The sequence below is a fragment of the Clostridioides sp. ES-S-0005-03 genome (assembly GCF_020658455.1).
In the GTDB taxonomy this organism is placed as follows: Bacteria; Bacillota; Clostridia; order Peptostreptococcales; family Peptostreptococcaceae; genus Clostridioides.
Genome location: NZ_JACVWI010000001.1, coordinates 1,251,719 through 1,272,567 on the forward strand (window position 1 = coordinate 1,251,719; position 20,849 = coordinate 1,272,567).

Annotated in this window: 17 protein-coding genes; 2 read left to right on the forward strand and 15 right to left on the reverse strand. The window is 25.8% G+C overall.

Translation table 11 applies throughout. The annotated features are described in order from the left end of the window. Window positions 1-23: 23 nt before the first annotated feature. From rpsB to IC218_RS05980, 4 genes are all read right to left on the reverse strand, one after another. On the reverse strand, window positions 24-737 hold the full coding sequence (gene rpsB / locus IC218_RS05965) for a 30S ribosomal protein S2 (protein WP_003424537.1): 714 nt from the start codon (window positions 735-737) through the stop codon (window positions 24-26). A 206-nt stretch (window positions 738-943) separates the two neighbouring features. Beyond that, a complete protein-coding gene (locus IC218_RS05970) occupies window positions 944-2,128 on the reverse strand; it encodes a D-alanyl-D-alanine carboxypeptidase family protein (protein ID WP_227824021.1) in 1,185 nt (394 codons plus the stop codon). A 103-nt stretch (window positions 2,129-2,231) separates the two neighbouring features. After that, window positions 2,232-3,290 (reverse strand): potassium channel family protein, encoded by a 1,059-nt coding sequence (locus IC218_RS05975; protein WP_227824022.1) that lies wholly within the window; start codon window positions 3,288-3,290, stop codon window positions 2,232-2,234. A gap of 203 nt (window positions 3,291-3,493) precedes the next feature. Further along, a complete protein-coding gene (locus IC218_RS05980; RefSeq protein WP_227434794.1) occupies window positions 3,494-4,141 on the reverse strand; it encodes a helix-turn-helix domain-containing protein in 648 nt (215 codons plus the stop codon). A gap of 183 nt (window positions 4,142-4,324) precedes the next feature. Between IC218_RS05980 and IC218_RS05985 the strand changes: the two genes are divergently transcribed. Further along, window positions 4,325-4,948 carry a manganese efflux pump gene (locus IC218_RS05985; protein WP_227434795.1) on the forward strand — a complete coding sequence of 208 codons (624 nt, stop codon included), beginning with the start codon at window positions 4,325-4,327 and terminating at the stop codon, window positions 4,946-4,948. Between the two features lie 138 nt (window positions 4,949-5,086). On the opposite strand, the gene IC218_RS05990 is transcribed toward IC218_RS05985, so the two are convergent. From IC218_RS05990 to IC218_RS06040, 11 genes are all read right to left on the reverse strand, one after another. After that, window positions 5,087-5,665, reverse strand: coding sequence for a response regulator transcription factor (locus IC218_RS05990; protein ID WP_255606521.1), 579 nt, complete (start codon window positions 5,663-5,665; stop codon window positions 5,087-5,089). Between the two features lie 4 nt (window positions 5,666-5,669). Further along, window positions 5,670-7,256 (reverse strand): ATP-binding protein, encoded by a 1,587-nt coding sequence (locus tag IC218_RS22170; RefSeq protein WP_227824023.1) that lies wholly within the window; start codon window positions 7,254-7,256, stop codon window positions 5,670-5,672. 112 nt (window positions 7,257-7,368) lie between these two features. Continuing rightward, a complete protein-coding gene (locus tag IC218_RS06000) occupies window positions 7,369-9,348 on the reverse strand; it encodes an ABC transporter permease (protein WP_227434797.1) in 1,980 nt (659 codons plus the stop codon). 25 nt (window positions 9,349-9,373) lie between these two features. Then, window positions 9,374-10,123 carry an ABC transporter ATP-binding protein gene (locus IC218_RS06005; RefSeq protein ID WP_227434798.1) on the reverse strand — a complete coding sequence of 250 codons (750 nt, stop codon included), beginning with the start codon at window positions 10,121-10,123 and terminating at the stop codon, window positions 9,374-9,376. 151 nt (window positions 10,124-10,274) lie between these two features. Continuing rightward, complete coding sequence (locus IC218_RS06010) at window positions 10,275-12,191, reverse strand: endonuclease MutS2 (protein WP_227434799.1); 1,917 nt, start codon at window positions 12,189-12,191, stop codon at window positions 10,275-10,277. 507 nt (window positions 12,192-12,698) lie between these two features. Further along, entirely contained in the window at window positions 12,699-13,766 is a 1,068-nt protein-coding gene (locus IC218_RS06015) for an RNA ligase RtcB family protein (RefSeq protein ID WP_227482542.1), read from the reverse strand. A gap of 250 nt (window positions 13,767-14,016) precedes the next feature. Continuing rightward, entirely contained in the window at window positions 14,017-14,994 is a 978-nt protein-coding gene (locus tag IC218_RS06020) for a protein kinase domain-containing protein (protein WP_227434801.1), read from the reverse strand. A 184-nt stretch (window positions 14,995-15,178) separates the two neighbouring features. Continuing rightward, window positions 15,179-16,438: a VanW family protein gene (locus IC218_RS06025; RefSeq protein WP_227434802.1), complete on the reverse strand. Its 1,260-nt coding sequence runs from the start codon at window positions 16,436-16,438 to the stop codon at window positions 15,179-15,181. A gap of 251 nt (window positions 16,439-16,689) precedes the next feature. After that, window positions 16,690-17,319: an endonuclease/exonuclease/phosphatase family protein gene (locus tag IC218_RS06030; RefSeq protein WP_227434803.1), complete on the reverse strand. Its 630-nt coding sequence runs from the start codon at window positions 17,317-17,319 to the stop codon at window positions 16,690-16,692. Between the two features lie 190 nt (window positions 17,320-17,509). Continuing rightward, window positions 17,510-17,671, reverse strand: a complete 162-nt coding sequence (locus IC218_RS06035; protein ID WP_227434804.1) for a hypothetical protein — start codon at window positions 17,669-17,671, stop codon at window positions 17,510-17,512. A gap of 342 nt (window positions 17,672-18,013) precedes the next feature. Then, window positions 18,014-19,174: a DUF819 domain-containing protein gene (locus tag IC218_RS06040; RefSeq protein ID WP_227434805.1), complete on the reverse strand. Its 1,161-nt coding sequence runs from the start codon at window positions 19,172-19,174 to the stop codon at window positions 18,014-18,016. Window positions 19,175-19,656: 482 nt separating this feature from the next. Here IC218_RS06040 and IC218_RS06045 point away from each other — a divergent pair, with 482 nt between their 5' ends. Next, window positions 19,657-20,697 (forward strand): M42 family metallopeptidase, encoded by a 1,041-nt coding sequence (locus IC218_RS06045; RefSeq protein WP_227824024.1) that lies wholly within the window; start codon window positions 19,657-19,659, stop codon window positions 20,695-20,697. Window positions 20,698-20,849: the final 152 nt, after the last annotated feature.

A 20,849-nucleotide genomic window follows, 5' to 3' on the forward strand; every position in this document is an offset into this window, starting at 1 on the left:
CTTACCATTTAATTGTCAAATTATTATTCTTGGTCTTCAGCTACTTCTTCTTCAGCACCTTGTCTACCTTCAATTACAGCTGTTGCCATAGCACCAGTTATTAATTTTACGGCTCTTATTGCATCATCATTTCCTGGTATAGCAAAGTCTAATTGTTCTGGGTCACAGTTTGTATCAACTATACCAACTACTGGTATACCTAATCTGTGAGCTTCTTGAATAGCTATGTTTTCTTTTCTTGGGTCAACTACGAACATTGCACCTGGTAATTCAGGCATGTCTTTTATTCCACCTAAGTACTTTTCTAGTTTTTCTTTTTCAGCTCTTAATTTTATAACTTCTTTTTTAGGAAGAACGTTAAATACGCCTTCTTCTTCCATTTTTTCTAATTCTCTTAATTTATTTATTCTAGTTTTTATAGTTTTGTGGTTTGTTAACATTCCACCTAACCATCTTTCATTAACAAAGTACATTCCACATCTTTCAGCTTCATCTTTTATCGCATCTTGAGCTTGTTTCTTAGTTCCTACGAATAAAATTGGCTTTCCTGTTTCAGCTACTTCTTTAGTGAACTTGTAAGCTTCTTCAACTTTTTTAACTGTTTTTTGTAAGTCGATTATATATATTCCATTTCTTTCTGTGAATATATACTTAGCCATTTTAGGGTTCCATCTTCTTGTTTGGTGACCGAAGTGAACACCTGCTTCTAATAATTGTTTCATTGATATTACTGACATATTTACCTCCTGGTTTTATACCTCCAGCTTGATCTTCTCCCTAAAAAACCATGTAATAGGCACCTTTTAAGGATCCCAATGCTGTGTGTGATTTATTTTATTTTTTCACCTCTAGTAGTATATCATAGAGGTGAAAAAATAACAATATTTTTTCCATATTTTCTATTTTTATATTTTTTTGTATATTTTATACCATTTTTTTGAATTTAATTTGCAAATTTCATTTTTAATTTTGTTTTTAGTGGTACATTATCAACACTATTATCACTGACTATATCTACACTTCCAAGTAAATCACCTGAACTAGTGTAATATTTTATAGTACCCATAGTATCACCTTTTTTAACAGGATACTCCATATTTTTAATTTTTACTTCAGATTTTATATTTTCATCATTTTTTAATATTGTATAAAGTTCATTTTTGGCTTTTAAAGTAACCTCTAGTTCTTTCATTCCTTTTATATATTTCTTACCAATAAAGCTATCTTTATCAATTACTTTTTTCATATTAAAATTCTCTTTTCCATATTTTAACATAGCCAAAGAAGAGGATATTCTTTTATCTTTATGATTAGCACCTAATACAACGCCTATTACTCTACGTTTTTTTTCATTTTTTTCATTCTTATTAACAATCATAGAAAATGATAAACAATAGCCAGCATTCCCAGTGTACCCTGTTTTTATACCATCAACTTCAGGTATAATTCTCAATAATGCATTTGTATTGCTTTTTTCAAAGCTTCTATCTGAGTTCGTATAGGTTTCCATATCAGTTATAGCTGTTACTTGCTTTTCATAATGGTCAAACATGTATTTTCCAAGAATAGATATATCTCTTGCAGTAGATATATTTTCTTTTGCTGGTTTTTTGGGATTACTTAAATCATATATTGGAAGACCATTTGGATTTAAAAAATGAGTATTAGTCATTCCTATTTCTTTTGCTTTTTTGTTCATCCTATCTACAAATGCCTCTTTAGATTTGCAAATATGTTTTGCTATAGCAATTGCTGCATCATTTCCTGATACAATCATAAGACCTCTCATAAGTTCTATAAGTGGTACTTCTTCACCAACTTTTAGTTTATAGCTTGAACCTTTCACTGAAGCAATAGACTTGTCTATCTTTATTGTGTCAGTTTCTTTTACTTCTTTATTTTCAATAGCCTCTATTGCAAGTAAAAAAGTCATCATCTTACTTAAACTTGCTAAAGGTACCTTCATATCAGGTTCTTTACCATACAAGACTCTACCTGTTTCTTGGTCTATAAGTATAGATGTTTTTGAGTATTTGTCTACGGATTTTTCATCAGCATATGAATAATTTGGTATTATAAATGCTAGAATTAGAGTTAATGTTAAAATTTTTTTTATTCCGTTTTTCAATTTTTTCACCTTCTTGGATTATTAAGTATATTTATATTTAAATTTTCCCTCTTTAGTCCAATTTATATCTAGTAATTAATACCTATCCATATTTACATAGATATTATCTTATCATTCTCTTAATAATCACAGATGCCCAAATTGCTCCTATTGTAACTCCTAAAAATACTTCTATACCTGCTAAAGCTTTACCAATCAAACTTGTAGCAACCATATCTCCGTATCCTACTGTACTAAATGTAGCCATACTAAAATACCATAAATCTATATATGTTTTAAAAATCTCACTTGCTGAATAATTACCTAAGTTATTTATATTTAAAGTTATAAGTGTACTGTTTGAACTTTCTATACCTACGAATAGATATAATAAGGCAAAACTACTTATTATAGCTATAATCACAAATAATATATTCCATGGTTTTTCTCCATAACCTGTAGTATAGTGCGCTATTTGGTCAAAAAACTTTTCAACTAAATAACTGCTGAGAGTTGGATAGTTAGAACGTTTTATCATTTTGCTACTATAAATTCTTTCCTTATAATAGTAAGGACCTATCATCTCATAATCTCCAATTTTTGTAGCTTGATTTCTAGCTATTCTATAATTTATTTTTCCATGCTTGCATTCACTTTTTCCATACTCCACATTTTTAAGTATAAATTTTGTACACATACTAAAAATTATTCCATCCATTCTTGGAAAATTTTCTACTTTATTAACTACTAAATCAGGCCCTTTAAATTTTACTTTTTCAAATATCTTATCATTTATATATACCTTATTGAACTTTGTTTTATTAAAATCACAATTTTCTAAAAATACACAAGCATTAAAAGATACTTGACCCCTGAAATCTGTATAGTTAAAAATAACATTTTTTTTAAAAAGATATTTTCTAAAATTTGCTTCTTTTTTAAATATCGTTTCAGAAAAATTTAATAATTTATAGTCATAAGTTAATATTTCTTCTGCATTAAATTCATTTTCAAATATAAATCCATTAAATTCATTTATTTCTTCCTTATATATACTGTCCATCATCAGTTTTATATCTTCACTAGACTTATTCTCTTTGTGAAAAATACAATATCCAGAAGAATCTGCTTCTCTATGACATTTTTTTCTTTCATCTATTTTAGATATCCATTTGCAATTCATAAATATCCTCCAGTACAAAAAAATTATCACTATTTTGTATTAGTTTGGATATTATTTTATTTTATATACTTAAATACATACAAAATATATATTAAATTGTTTATTTTAAAATTTTCAAGTTATTTCTCCTTAGATAAACATTAAAATTTATCTATACTCAGTATCTTTGCTTGTCATCTCCATAGAGTAGTACAATTACAAAACTACTTATCTTTTCTAAGTAGTTTTGTAATCATATTTAATGCTACTAAGTCATCCATAAATCCTATTGGAAATACAAAGTCTGGAATAACATCCGTTGATATAACAAAGTAAAGCAGCATACTTCCAGTCAATAAATATTTTTTTATTCCTAATTTTCCTGTACAAAATTCAGCATACATGTCCCTCAGTCTATCTGTAAATTGTCCTTGTTTTTCTATAGAATCTATTTTTTTACTAAAACTATCAAAAAGTAATTTTTTCCCTTCATCTGTTTGAACATATAATTCACATTTACTTAACTCTTTCTCAATATTTCCGTTGAAATTTTTATCATTAATTAAATTTGCAAATCCAAGTACATCATCAAAGTTACTAAAATCGCTATCTATATTAAAAATTTGTTTATTATTACTGTTTTTAAACTCATATCCTGATGCTTTTAATAACTCTTCTAAATTTACATTTAAGTGTATTGCAATCTTTTCTAGGTGATTTATATTCGGTTTTTGTTTATTATTTGCTATGCGAGATATAGTAGATTTATCAATTCCACTTTTTTTACTCAACGCTCCCATTGATATTGATTTTTCTTTTAATAATGCCTTCAATAGATTACCAAAACTCTCAACCTCAATATGTTGCTCCATTATTTTCACCTGCTTTATTATGTTTGGTTTTATATTATATAATATGAATTTTTTGTTTTTTAGGTGTTACAAAATGTTGAAATTCTATCAACACTCTATTGGTTTATCTGTAACAATTTATCTCTTTTTACAATACTATAACTATATAAGTATAAAATTTAAGAGAAAGGATGTTAATCTACTGTGATTGAATCAATTTTATTAGTAACTTCTCTTTGTATAGATGCCTTTGTAACAAGTTTTGGATATGGCGTAAATAAAGTTAAAGTTCCTTTATATTCAAATATGATTATTAGTGTGGTTTCTTCAGCAATTTTGGCAATATCACTTTTTGCAGGTACAATAGCTAGAGACTTCTTACCTCAAAATATAACAATGTTGATATGCTTTTTAATTTTATTTTTATTAGGAAGTTCTCGATTAGTTGAGAGTTTCTTTAAATCTTATTTCAAAAAAAAATCCATACATTCAAAAGATTATAATTTTAATATGCTAGACCTTAAGTTAAATTTTAATGTTAGTGTTGAACCTGACACTTTGGATACAAATAAATCTAAAATTCTTAAATCTGCTGAAGCATTTACACTTGCACTTGCTTTAAGCTTAGATGGATTAGCTATTGGATTTGGAAGTGGTCTTGTAGGTGTAAATTATATACAAGTTATCTTATTTTCTCTAATTTCAAATATATTAGCAGTATCATTTGGTTGTTTACTAGGAAATGTATTTGTTAAAAATATAAATCTAAATTTATCTTGGTTAAGCGGTTTGATTTTACTAATTATTGGATTTATGAAAATATGTTAACAAAAAGGCTATCTTAAAATTTTATTTTAGATAGCCTTTTTATATATATTTTAAATGATAAAAATTTCTACTTAAATTTAATTATTATATTAGATGAAAATTTACAATCAAATACATTTACTGAACTACAAACTTCTCTTATTGCATATTGAGTTTAATATATCCAAGCTGAACACCCTTTGTGACAGCTTCTAATGAAGAAGATACATTTAGTTTATCAAAAATGTTTTGGATATGATTAGATACTGTTCGCTCACTTAAGTATAATTGAGTTGCTATATCTTTTCTCTTAACTCCATTATATAGAAATTGCAATATTAATTTTTCTCTATGTGTTAGCTCTTCAATATATTTTATTTCATTGGGAAAATAATTATATCCATTTTGAATCTGATTTAATATTTCAATAAATTTATCTGGCTCAATATTTTTATTTATAAAGCCTTTTGCACCCATTTTTTGAGCTTCATACTTATATACAGGCAAATCATAACCCGTTAACATGACTATTTTTACTTTAGGTATTATTCTTATAATGTCTTTTGCTAGAGACAACCCATCATTGTCAATTTTTCCTAAATTAATATCAATAAGAATTATATCTGGTTTTTCATTTTTAATTATTGAAATTACCTGGGAAATATCTTTAATATAAATAAATTTTTCTATTTCAGTATAATCTTCTAATGCAATTTCTAAGCTTTTTGCAAATAACACATGGTCATCTATTAATAAAATATTTATAATAATTCTCTCCTTCCATAGGAATTTTTACACCAATACTAAACCCAGAAGCTGTCTTATCAATATTAAAAACACCATTTAATCTGTGTAATTGTTCTTGAATAGAAGATAGCCCATTATTTTGATATCTTATTAAATCATATTCACTTTCCACTCCCACTCCGTTATCTAATACTGAAAGAATTATATCTTTATTTTTTTGAATTAGTGAAATTTCGATTTTAGAGCAATTTGAATGTTTAAAAGCATTTGTTACTAGCTCTTTTAATATACGGTATATAATAAAATTATATGGTTCAGCCAAAAATATATTATCTTCACATGTAAAACAAATTTCTATATTTTTAGATAAATAATTACCTCTAACCATAACAAACATATTTTCTATATTTTCTTTTAATGTAAGTGTTTTTAACAATATTGGATGATAATCCTGCATTTGATTGCGAATAGATAGATTTAATTTTTCTAATGTACTTACGATTATATATTTTACATCTGGATTTTCAGATTTTTTCATCATATTTTTAATTGACAGTAAATCTTGTAATACTTCATCATGTAGATAATTAGAAAAATCCTTTTTAAGCTCTTCCTCTTTATATATCTGCATTAGATTATTTATTAAGTTGCTTTCTTGCACACTAAATTTTTTTACTGAATTTTTATTATATATGATATCATCAATGTTTGTGTAAATTAAAATAAAGTAAAGTAGAGTAAACCAAAATATACAATGTATTATTATAAAATACGTAATTATATTAAGGTCTAATAGTTTTCCAATTCCAACGAAAAATACACTTATTAAAGAAATAAAAATCAATCTTTTCTTACCATTTAGCATAGTATTTTGTTTTATATAACCTTTATCTTTTATAGCAATATTATGGATACTAAATATGGCTAATGATATAATTAAATACATTCCTAGATTCTCAACATATTCCTGTTTTTTAGAAAAAACTATAGCATATACAAGGAATATAAACAATAAAATAGCTGAATATATAAAATTTCTTTTCTCACACTTTAAAACAAGTATCACAGTTTTTTTATATAAGACTATTAAGAATATAAAGCTTATCAAACTTATAATTATTTGTAATAAATAAAGTAGTGCAAACAGATGATTATCAATAAATTTTGAAACGACTGTCAAAGCACACATAAGTTTCAATATAAATTCTAAGCCTTTCTGGTAGTTGTATTTGTAATCTTGAAAGAAAAATACAAATAAAAATCTTACACTTTCAAAAACAATAATTGGACTTAGGAAAAAAATTAATTCAGAAGATGTTTTACTATTATCAAATAAAAATAAAAAATACCAAGAAAGCAAAACAAGCAAGTTTGTAAATTGTACGAGCACTCTATTTTGTTTCAAGTTAATTAATTCAATGTACATTATATCAACAACTATAATAGATACAAGTAAGAGAGTGAAAATGGAAATACTTTTAATATTTTTATTATTAAAAAATTCATAAATTAGAAATAATATTATCAATAATTGATTTATTAATATGAAAATCTTTCTTTTATTATAACTGACTTTGAACATATTAACTCCTTTCTGATAATTAATTATATGATAACATTACATAACTTGTAAATTAATTTATATACAAGATGCTTATCTTCTATTTTCCAAATATTTTATAAAATTTTTAATGCTATTTTTTAAGCACTATTTTATAACATGAATACTTTGTTAAAATGTAATATCCTATATATACTAGTGTAAATATGACACTTGCAAATACTATTGGAATTATTATAGGTGTATTATTTCCTAATATGTTATCTATTAAAGCAGATTTGTAAGCAATTAATCCAAATATACTATGTGCCATTCCTAATACATATGGTATCGAAAAAAACACTAAAATCTGATTCTTAATTATTTTCTTTATATTTTTTTGACTATATCCTATTTTACTCAATATATTAAAACTATTTCTATCATAAATGGCATTAGAAATACTGTGAAAATACAGCATACTTCCTGTAGCAATAAAAAATATAACAGAAAGAAAGCTAATCAATAAAAAAGTTGAACTACTCTCATGCACAATTTCAAATTTTCTTTGATAAGCACTTATAAAATATGGATTATTCTTTAATAAATTTTTAAGTTTTTCATAAATTTCTTTATTATCTCTCATATCTTTTCCATCAATACTTATAATAGAATTTCTTGATAGATTATTGTATCTAGATATTTCATTATATAGTTTATCTGACACTATTAATGTTCCAATACTATTTGAAAAACTAATTGGATTATCTAATGTAGTATCCTTTATAACCACATCTACCTTTTTATCTGAATATAAATCTAAATTAAGGATTTTCCCTTTATCCACATTCTCTTCACTTGGTCTATATTTTACTAATACACTTTCATTATAATTCAGAGGTTTTAAATCAAATTTTTTCCCTTGTTGTTTAATTAATTCTATATAATCAGACTCTGATATACAGTCAAATCCAGAGATTCTTCCTTTGTCTTTGCCAATAGAATACTCAATTGGTAAATTTTTTGATGAAGAATTTACTTTTATAATATTTGTTTCTCTGTATTTAAGGTTTTCTATTAATTCATAATCTCTTACAGCATTAATAATTTTATCAACATTACTTTTTTCTTCTAACTTAAACTCAATAGCAGAAGGTACTATACGAGAAACTGCTACTACAGGATAATAAATTGATAAAACAGTTGACGCAAATATACATAATGTTCCTGCTGACAACAAAGTTAATAAAATTAATGTTTTTGCATTAGAACGTATGGAGTAAATAAACTTAGGAATTGTAATAATCTGTATTTCTCTATAAAAATGATTTTTTTTAGTTTTTAATATTCTAATAATATAAGGTAAAAATGAATTTATAAAAAAAACAGTTCCAACAACTACGCAAAGTAAGGTCAATATAGCAATTGGAGAAAAACCAATACTATACCAAACAGAATCCTTTCCTCTAGTCATATCAAAAGCTAGTACATATCCTAATACAAGCATAAAAATACCTATAAAAGCTATCAAAGGTCTTATTATAATCTGTTTTTCTTCGTTTCGTTCTATTTTGACTAAATTAAGAAGAGAATTTCTTCGAATCAATTTCCAATTTGAAAAATATAGTACAAGTAATATAACAATTAAAAATAATATACTAGAAATAACAGCATTTACATTGAAAAAAGGTATCTTTGAACTATCTACATTTAAATTTAATGAATGCACAATTACATGTATAATAAACTTATGTAATAATGAACCAGCTAAAACACCTATAATAAAAGCAATCATGCAAATAAATATATTTTCAATCATAACTAATTTTAATATACTTGATTTTCTATATCCCATCAAGGTGTATATGCCAAGCTCTCTCATTCTACGTCTTATAAAAAATCTATTTGAGTAAAGCATATAGAATAATACAAATGAAATTATAAAAATTGAAATAGTTTTTGTCATAGTTTCTACTCTTCCATCTGATGAAATTTTATTCATTATAATATCATTCACAGAAAAAGATACAAAACTAAAAAATATCATGAGTATAAAAGCTACAGAAAACAAATATAATGAATAAAACGAAAAGTTTTTCTTGAGATTCTTTTTAGCAATGTTATATATATTCATTTTTACTATCTCCTTTTAATGTATACTAATATATTTCTTCTAGTTTACTGGTCTTGCTAACTATAGCTTCAAAGAAATCTTTATGATTTTTTTCATTTTTTTGAAGTTCATCTATAATTTGACCATCCCTAAAAATCAAAATTCTACTACAAAAACTAGCTACATAAGCATCATGTGTTACCATCAATATAGTAGTTTTTAATTCTCGATTTACATCACTTAGTGTTTTTAGTAACTCATTTGCTGATACTGAGTCAAGTGCTCCAGTTGGCTCATCTGCAAGTATTATAGATGGTTTTTTTATAATAGCTCTTGCTGCAGCAACCCTTTGACATTGACCACCAGATAACTCATTTGGATACTTATACAAAGTTGAATCTATTCCAAAACGTTTTGTCAATAACTTGATAGAATCTTCGATTTCACTTGCTTGCATATGTTTTAAAGTAAGTGGTACAGCTATATTTTCAAAAACATTCAAACTATCAATCAAAAAGTATTCTTGAAATATAAATCCAATATTATCCTTTATAAAATCCGCAGTAGAGTTATTATTTAATTCTTTTAAATTTACACCATTAATTACTATCTCACCACTATTTACACTATCTATTGTAGATAATACATTTAGTAAAGTTGTTTTTCCAGAACCTGACGCTCCCATAATTCCAACAAATTCACCAGAATTTACCTCGAATGAAACATGATTCAAACTTGGTTTTTTATTTTTACTGTAAGTCTTTGTTACATCTTTTACAGATAATAGAACATCCATATTTATACCTCCTTTAATATTATTTCATCTATGTTTAAAGTATAAATTTTTACACACAAAAAAACATGAGTAAAATACGCAAAAATAATCGCATTTATTACTCATGTTTTGTAAAATAATTATTTACATTTTAAATAGTCATTTATGTTTTTTACATTTGTTTTCTATTTTCTCTAATTTCTCTTTGAATCTGTTTAAGAGCTTTTTTTGAACCTCTCTGAATGTCTTTTTCTAATTTTCTATCTTTAAAACTAGTAAACAATGAATTTAAATCATATCCTTCTGGATATAACTCTTCTGCTTTTATACTAAGTTCTAATCTTTTTATATTTACTAAAACAAAATTGTCTTTAAATAATATTTCTACATTATTAAATTTGTCTCTAGGTTTATACACAACTCCAAAGTCATTTTCATCCAATAATTTTACTTTATCACCTGTATTATACTCTGTATAATTGGAAATAAATTCAACATTATCTTTATTTTCAGTATGGGATTTTAATTTACTTCTCTTAACTAAATCTAAATTGTAGTTTCTATCAGTTATATATTCTTTAGCTCTACTTAATACCTTATTTTTTATTCCCATCTTTTTAGAAATAAAAAGAGCATTACTATCTTCAGATTTTCCTATTGTTAATTTATATAATGGTTCTAAAGTTTCTTTATCAAACATCATACCTGCATTTTCAAATTCTGGATGCAAATTAGCAAACTTTTTTATTTCGCCATAATGAGTTGATGCTATTGTTATACATCCCATACTATAAAACTCTTCTAGCAATGATATTGCTAGTCCTGCTCCTTCATTGGGTTCAGTTCCACTACCTATCTCATCAAATAGAACAAGTGTAGAATTATTTGATGAGTCCATAATTTCTGCAATATTTTTTATGTGTGATGAAAAAGTACTTAGAGCATTTTCAATACTTTGATTATCTCCTATATCTACAAACACTTTTTCAAATACACTTAGTTCGCTGTCTTCTTTAGCAGAAATATCAAAACCACATTGAACCATCAAAGTTAATAGACCAACAGTCTTAAGAGTTACAGTTTTTCCACCTGCATTAGGTCCTGTTATTACAAGACTTCTATAACTTTTACCTATTTCAAAATCTAAAGGTACCACATCTCCTGTTAAAAGTGGGTGCTTACCTTTGATTATTTTTATATATCCATTGTTGTTTATTCTTGGAGTAATACCATTTATTTTTTGACTATATTTAGCTTTTGCAAATACCATATCATATTCAGAAAGTATTTCTATATTTAACTTTATCTGAGTTATTTTATCAAATATAAGCTCTGTTAAATAAGATAATATCTTATATTCTTCAATAGTCTCGTCAGCTTTTAACATAGTCAATTCTGTACTTAAATTTGACACACTTATTGGTTCAACGAATACAGTATTTCCTTTTGATGAAGTATCTAATATAGTACCATCAACTTCATTTTTATAAGAAGATTTAATTGGTATTACATATCTATCATTTCTTTTACTTATTATAAACTCTTGTATATACTTTTTGTTTATACTTGATGTTATAAACTTATTTAATCTATCTTTTATTTTTCCTTCTGTAACTTCTATATTTCTTCTTACCTTTTTTAATTCTTTACTGGCATTAGAATCAACTTTATTTGATTTTATGCAGTAGTTTATCTCTTCCTCTATGTTTTTGCATTCTGTTATATTTAAAGCATAAGAACTTAATGTAGGCGAATAAAATTCTTTGTCTAACATAAAAGCTTTCATCTTCCTACAACCTCTTAAAAAATCCTCTATATTTACAAGTTCAATAGGTTCTATTATCATTCCTTTTTCAATTTTATCTATTGTAGAACCTGCATTAAACAACCCTTCAAGTGGTATATGATTACTATTTTCAATTATTTTTCTAGCTTCTTTATTTTCTTTTAATTTCCTTCTTACTACTTCAATATTACCACTAGGAGTTAATTTGTCTATTAAATTTCTTCCAAGTGAACTTACACAATGTATTTTTATTAATTCTTTAACCTCATTTAGTTGTAGTCTTTCAATTGTATTACTATTCATTATTTTACTTTCTCCTTTATTTATAAGTCATGAATTTTAAATAACTATTTCACTTATTTTTATAATAATTATTTGTAATCGACTTAATAAATAAGGAATTATTGTTCATTAAACTCCTTATTTATTAAGAAGTCTAACCCCGGACTCACTAATATTAGTATTCTTTTTCATAAAACACTGCTCCTTTTCTATTTTTACTTAACTATTTTAGTCACTTTAACATTATTTCATAAATTATATCCTAGTGTCAATATAAATAAATTTATTTATCTTTTAACATAATAAAACACCTATAATACTCACTATTAAAATAAAAATAATGTTTATTCTTTCATTTATACCCAACATTTCTTACAGAATGTAATTTTATAAAAATTACATATTATGAAGTTAAGCTCTTTAAATTATTAACCCTAACAAAAAACAAAAAAATAACTGATAGTATCAAAGCATTCTTAATATGCTTTAATAAAATCAGTTATTTATAATTTAATATAATTTTTAAAATTACCCTTTATAAGTAATTAGTGGTTTCATAGTTGCCACTACTTGAATAAGCTTATATTCTATCAAACTTTCAATAATTTGTTCTATATTTTTATATGCTTCTGGAGCCTCTTGAAATAACAAGTTTATATCATTACATAGAATATGACTTTTAAATTTTGTTTGTTTTATAGTATCTTTATTATACTTGTTTTTAAGACGAGATTTACAAATTGAACGAGACCATTTTCTACCAGCTCCATGTGATAGAGAATATAAAGACAGTTCTGTATTTTCAGTAGGCATAACTATATATGATAGACTTCCTCTTGAACCAGGTATAATTACAGCTCCTCTTTCACTTGAAACAGCACCTTTTCTATGTATGAATTTATCTTCCCTTTTTTCTATAAAATTATGATTTATAGACAATATTTTTTCAATATCTCTAGATATACCTATTGATTGCATGATTTTTTTACTAACAATTTCACGATTACGCTCTGACCAGATTAAAGCTTTATCATGATTTATCATATAATCTCTTTCTTTTTCACTTCCAACTTCAATACCATTTTTATTATAAAATTTTTTAAGTATGGTTTCTCCGTAATTTCTTGACCCACAATGAACTAACATCATTATGTCATCAGATGAAAATCTTAATAGTTCAAATTTTTCTTTATTGTGAATTTTATTTACACATTGAAATTCTATAAAATGATTTCCACTTCCAATAGTCCCCAAATTTGATATTGGGCATTCCTCTTCATATGGATTTATTATTTTTATATCAGATAAATCTTTAATTTCATAAAGACGTTTAATCCATCTATCTTTTTTAAATTTCTTTTTGGAAATTCCAGTTTTAAATAAAGTCATGCCACAACCTATATCATTTCCAATTATATGTGGATAGATAATATCTTTGGTTTCAACTGCTAGGCCCACAGGTATTTTACCTGCATGTAAATCAGGCAATCCTACTATTCTTAAAACTCCATTCAATTTTAAAATATCTTCAAGTTGTTTCTTTGCTATATCTTCAATCCAACACTTGTTACTTGCTATTATTTTTATTTCACTCATACTTTGCTCCTTTTTAATATACTCCTGCCTTTAAAAAGTAGCAAAAAGCTGTGACTTTTAGCCACAGCTTTTTTATTTTAAACTACAAAAGCAGGTGGCTATTTGTTAAAATACTCTTAAACGTTTAACACCTCATTATTTTTTGCTAACATAATAACCACTTCCTCTCATAATTAAAACAATACTAAAATTTTAATCTATATGTATATTATTTATAGACATTTATTTTAAAATGTACAATATATAATTTTTATATTATAGAACCTATAATAATCATTGAAATCATAACTATAGCTAAGCCAGCAACAACAATTTTTTTATGTAATTTTCTTCTCACTTTACTTTTATCTTCTTTTCTAACCTGAACAATTTTTTTTGGTTCTTCTTCTAATTTATCTTCAACCTCTATATATGCTTTTTCATACATTACCTTACTAAGGTCAACAATAATATCATTAGCTCTAGTATATTTATTATTTCTACCAAGCAGTCTTTTTATAACATTTATAAGTTCTATGTTGCCATTAATTGCTCTTATACTATTCCAATCTAGCCCTTTATCAATCAATTGTAACATTTTTTCTTCTGAATTTGCTTCTCCAAAAGGTAATTTCTTAAATATAGACTCAAATAAAATAAGACCTGTTGCGAAAAAATCACTCTCTCTATCAGTATAGTTTATACATAGTTGATGTGGACATAAATATCTTCTATTTCCATAGCTTCTTGTATTAACCCCATTATTTGCTTTTGTAATTCCAAAATCACAAATTTTAATATTATATTCTGTATTCACCATTATACTACTTGACTTTAAACTGCCATGATATGAATAATTTCTATGTATCATTTCTAAAGCTTTTAAAACTTGTATCATTATATTTATAATTGCTTCTAGATGAAGATAATTACCTAGAATTAATTCATCTAGGCCAATACCATCAAAGTCTTCACTTACAATATAATATAATGTTGTTTCTTCTGTGCAATGAATCCCAACATCAATTATTTTTAGTATATAAGGAGAGTTTATTTCATCTAAAGCAGTACTTTCATCAATTAAATTTGATACAAAATCTTCACAAATATAGTTATTGTGTTTTATAACTTTTATTAACACATTTTTTCTGTAAAAAACATCCCTAGCTTTATAGATTTTGTTAATTTCTAAAACGTCATCAGAATTTACTACCTCATACCTATTGCCTATAAAATTCAACCCTGTCACCTCCTCATACATTTTATATAACTAAATCTATTTATAATTATACCAATATATAGGAATATTTTCTATATATTAATGATTCTAATATCAAAACGACAATTAGTAAGTCTACTCTTGATACAAAAAACAAGAGAGTTATCAACTCTCTTGTTTTTTGTATCAATTCAATATTAAGCTAAAAAATAATCTATTTTTTCAATTCTTTATAAGAACTATTTGATATATGTTCTCTTTTTATGACTTTTCCATTTGAGTCTTTATACACCCTATATGTAGAATATTTATCTTTTCCAGTGTTTTTTACTTCTATAGATATATTTGGTTTATCACCAGAATTGCCATATACTATAGATGATACACTTCCTCCACCTGCATAATTTTTAATATATACAGGATGGTTATATGGATTTTTAAATTTTAAATTTAATCCTCCATCACTTACCGTAGCATCTCTACCTCTTGGTACATAAGTAGATGCAGATGAGTGGTTTGTAACTTGTGTTATTTCCATACCTGAAAGAAGAGCTGCATTATAAACTGTTGAAGATGTTTGACAAACACCTCCACCTGCTGATTGCTCTAATTTTCCATAAACTATAACTGGTGCATCTTTGTAACCATTAGCTTTATTGCTAGGCCCTGTAAGCTTATTATATGAAAATTCTTCACCTGGCATTAGTAAAACATCACTAGTTTTTCTTGCTGACAATGCCACATTATATGCTCTACCTGATACAGATTGAGAATATGTTGTTGAATATTGACCTATAACAGAATTCACAGATTTTACTTGTTCTGTCGTTATATCTGGTTTTTGAAGGTTTACTTTTAGTTCTAAAGGCTTATGCTCTTTATTTTTTATCATGTTGTATATAGATTCTTTATTTGATGCCAAGTCAAATTCTCTACCTATAACAGACTCTGTGTAATTTAATCCACCACTTCCAACACTAACTGAAGCATTTTTCATTTTAACGTTGATGCTATCTGCTACTGAAGATACTTGAGCACTAAGTTTTGCCTCATCATATCCAGATTCTATTTTCAGGGATAGCTTATTTATTCTTATATCAATATACTTCTTTAAGTTTTGAAAGTAAGAACCTTTTTTTGTACTCTCATAAGCATTTTTTACAACTTCTTCTGTGTTATATTTTAAATCAATATCATTTGGAGATATTTTATAATCTTTTCCATCATAAGTAAGATTCAGGTCTTCTGGAGTATACTTATCTGTTACAGCTTTTAATGCTTCTTCTTTGCTCATATCGGATACATTTATATCTTCTATATATACATTTTTAGCTATTTTCCCATTATATAGAAATTTGTTGTTAAAAAAATAAGTAGACACACCAATCGCTACAGCTAAAACTGCTAACACTATTATAAAATTTCGTTTTTTTTCTTTTCCTAATTTTGAAACCCTTGTTGTACTTCTGCTCATAAATTCACCTCATTTTAACACTAACTTAATTTATCTTAATTTTGCTTATTAAAGTTTCCCTTTCAAAACTACTTTAGATTATATTTGAATAGCTTTTTTTAAACAAGGCATTTAAGCAAATGTAACTTTATTGTAAATTTATGTCTTATAATTAGATTTCTTTTTGACACTTTTTAATTATATTTTTTTAATTATACCTTAATAAAAAATTTACTCTTTATTTACGAATATTGATTAAGTTACATTAAAAATCAAATATATCCTATTACTGGATAATGGTCTGATAAATAAATCTTCTCTACTATATATCCTTTTAGTTCAGTTTTTCTATCAACAAAAATATAATCTATCCTAGAATTTGACTTTTCAAAGGTTGCAAACTGAGATTTATTTAGACAAACAGCCATATCACTAAACATATCTAAAGAGATATTTTTTTCATTGAAATCACCACATAAAACAACAGCTCCTACTAATCTATTTCTATAGTCTATTATTTCATCCAGTTGCTTTGCTCTCTCTTCTCTATCTAAACCTAAGTGAACATTTATAATATTTATAATTCTTCCATAATCATCTACAGTTATACAAAGTGCTCCTCGCTGTTCTTTTTTACTAGTTAAAAAAAAATGATTATTGTTTAATATTTTTAATTTTGTAAATGTACAAATTCCATATAACATATTTACCTTTTTTACATTTGTGGCAAATACACCATCCATATTTAAAACAGCCTTTAAAGCTAAAAATTGAGGGTATAGTACTTCCTGCAAACAAACTACATCACAATTTAAGTTCTTTAAATATATTCCCATTTTAGATAATGTCAATTTATTATTTGAATCCATACCTTTATGAATATTGTAGGTTACTATTTTCATTAATATCACCTCTTATGCAGTATTATGCCCTTGAGATTTAAACTCATTTATTTTTTAGTTTATAAAACACTGTACTGCTTTCTAAAACTCAAGTAATCACAGATTTTATCACAAAAAAACCTAACTTAAGTATTTATATTCTACATAAGTTAGGTTTTACAAAATTTTATAGTATTTATTTTATGCATTTTTAATGATGATTCTCCTTTTTTATTTTTTTCAATTTGCCTTCACTTACAACAAATAAAAATCCCATCTTTTTATATATTTCATCTAATTCAATTAAAGTCACTTCACCATTTTTTAAATTTGTTAATGTTATATCCTGTATTTTTCTTGATGGAATTATCATAAGTTATCAACACTCCTTTAAATTCTTTTTATCTTTATATTTAAATATATTTATGCATTGTGATATATATTCATAAATTATTAAAATAATTTCAAAAAACATTCGTTCTGCAAACATTCGTTCTATATATTTATTATACATCATACAAACGTTCGATTCAATATAAAAATTAAATATATATCGTTATTGGTAATTTTTACAATATTATTCACTAAATATGTCAAAACAACTTTTTAAAACGACTTATTTTGCCAAATAAAAAAAGTTATTTCGATAAAAGCTTATGCTTAAATTGAAATAACTTTTTTGATATGAATTATTTGGCTTTATACTATAGTTTCATTAAGCTAACATATGTAATATTTGAGTAACTATAAGAGCACAATAAGTTCCTATAACATTTCCTAAAAGCCCCATAAGTACACCTACTGGAATTAATACTGGATTATGAACCCCAGCAATCATTGGTGCTGTAGTTACACCACCTATATTAGCTATACTTCCTACCTCACAAGTAAATAAGTCTAATTTAAATAGTTTTGCAAGTCCTATAAATGAAATGGCATGTACAAGAACTACTACTAATCCAAACATTATGTAAACAGGAGCCTCTGATAGTCCAAAGAAATTTGCTTTACTTCCTGTTGCTGCAAGAAGCAAGTACATAAACACATTTCCTACTAATGTACTTCCTTTAAGTTTTGATATCTTAGTCATACCTAACAGTATTGATACTGTAGAGGCAACAAGCACTACCCACATAGTCTCATTAAGTATGCCTGAAGTTGGAAGTATCTTAGATACAATCTGTGCAAATGCTGCAACTCCAAATCCAACAGATAATAAAGTCATAAGTTCCACAAACGTAGGTGCTGTATTATCTTTATTTTCTTTCTCAAGCTTTGCTGTAACCTCATCTATAAAACTTGTATCACATTTTGTCCATTTGTTAAATTTAGGTCCAAATTTTACAGACATTAGACAAACAGACATCCATACTGTATATCCTATAGAACCCATAAGTATTGCATAACTAAGCCCTTCTTCTGCAACACCTAAAGCATTAGCTGCTGCAATCATATTTGATGAACCACCTATCCATGACCCAGATGCTGCACCAAGAACTTTCCATGAATCTGCACCCATTGAACCTTTAAAAATTATAAAGGCTATAACAAACCCAAGCATAAATGTCAATGTAGCACAGAAAAATGATAATAACATTTTAGGGCCCATTTTTAATATTTTTCTTAAATCACATTGAATTAATAAGAATACTAACATTAATGGTAGAAAATTTACGGTTATTATATTCTGATAGATACCAACTTCTTCATTTTGTGCAAATAAACCAAATGATGCAAGTATAGCAGCTCCTAAATAGATTAAAAGCATTGGATTAATAACATCGAATATCTTCCATTTTAATTTATCAACCATGTAAAAAATGCCACCTACAAATACAACTAAAAAACTACAAAATACGAATCCGTTTTCAATCACATTATACACACCCTCTCTTTTTCTAAGTAATCCAGATTTTTTATAATTCCTAATAAATTTTTTCCCAATAATGAAAATAATTAAAATAAACTTTTTTATTTATATTTAGCTAATTAAATACATATATAACCAACTATTTACACATATTAATAAAGGTTTACAGATTAATTACTTTAAAAACGAATAGTCTGAATTTAAAATCTTTTTCAAAAATTATTTTATTACTAAAATCTTTATTTGTAAAGAGAATTAAACTAAATATTTTATTTATTTGTTTTTATTTGTTTATTTGTTTTTTATTTATTTTTATTATTTATACAATAAAGCTATTTTCAACTTAAACCCATATAATATAAATTAATTTTACCTTATATATTATTTTTTTTAATAGATTTAGAAATTTTTCTTTCAAATACAGTTTTCAGAACATTCGTATTTATGTTATAATTTGTATGAATATACATTTTTTAGGAGGAAATAATATGAATTTAAATTTAACTAATACTATAAATTTGATGAAGAAGTATCTTGATATACCAAGTCCAGCTGGATATACTGAAAATGCAGTTTTAGAAAGCAAAAAGGATTTTGAAACTTTAGGTCTTAATACTACTCTTACAAAAAAAGGTGCTCTTATAGCTACTCTTCCTGGTGAAGATGATTCAAATCAAATAACAATATCTGCACACATGGATACACTTGGTGCTATGGTAAAAGAAATATCACCAGATGGTACTCTTAAATACCATAAAGTCGGTGGTGGTTGTTGGGCCGCTATAGAAGGTGAAAATTGCACTGTTATAACTAGAAAAGGTAAAAAAGTTAGAGGAAGTGTTGTGTTTAAATACGCTTCTACTCATATATATGGACAGACAAAAGCTGCATCTGAAAGAAATGAAGAAACAATGATTATTAGACTTGATGAAAAAGTATTTAATAAACAGGATGTTTTGGATTTGGGAATAAATGTTGGAGATTTTGTATGTCTAGACCATCGTTTTGAAACTACAGAATCTGGTTTTATAAAATCTAGATATATAGATAACAAAGCAGCTGTAGCAATGGTTCTTGAAATAGCTAGATACTTTAAGGAAAACAACTTAATACCTAAGCATACTACTAACTTTTATATAAGTAATTATGAGGAAATTGGACATGGTGTCTCTAAAGCTTTACCTGAAAAAACTAGAGAATTTGTAGCAATAGATATAGCACCTACTGGACCAAGTCAAACATCTAGTGAACATGGTGTAACTATAGTTGCAAAAGATAACTTATCTCTATATGATTTTAGTTTAAGAAATAAACTTGTAGATGTTGCAGAAGATAATAATTTAGATTATGCTGTCGATGTATTTACTTTTTATGGTTCAGATGCTTCAGAGGCTATTCGTTGGGGAGAAGATGTTCAAATAGCTTGTGTTGGCCCTGGAACAAATAATAGCCACCACTACGAAAGAACTCATATAGAAGCAATTGAAAATACTCTAAAACTTCTTATAAACTACATGCTAAAAAAATAATTAACTATATATTTTATTAAAGTCATTTCTTTGTAAATAACCAATTTTTATTTTTATTTTTATACAAAAATTGGTTTTTCTATAGACTTAATCTCGATTTACTACTATTATATAAGTAACTTCAATTTTCTTTAGTTAATTTTTATATGATT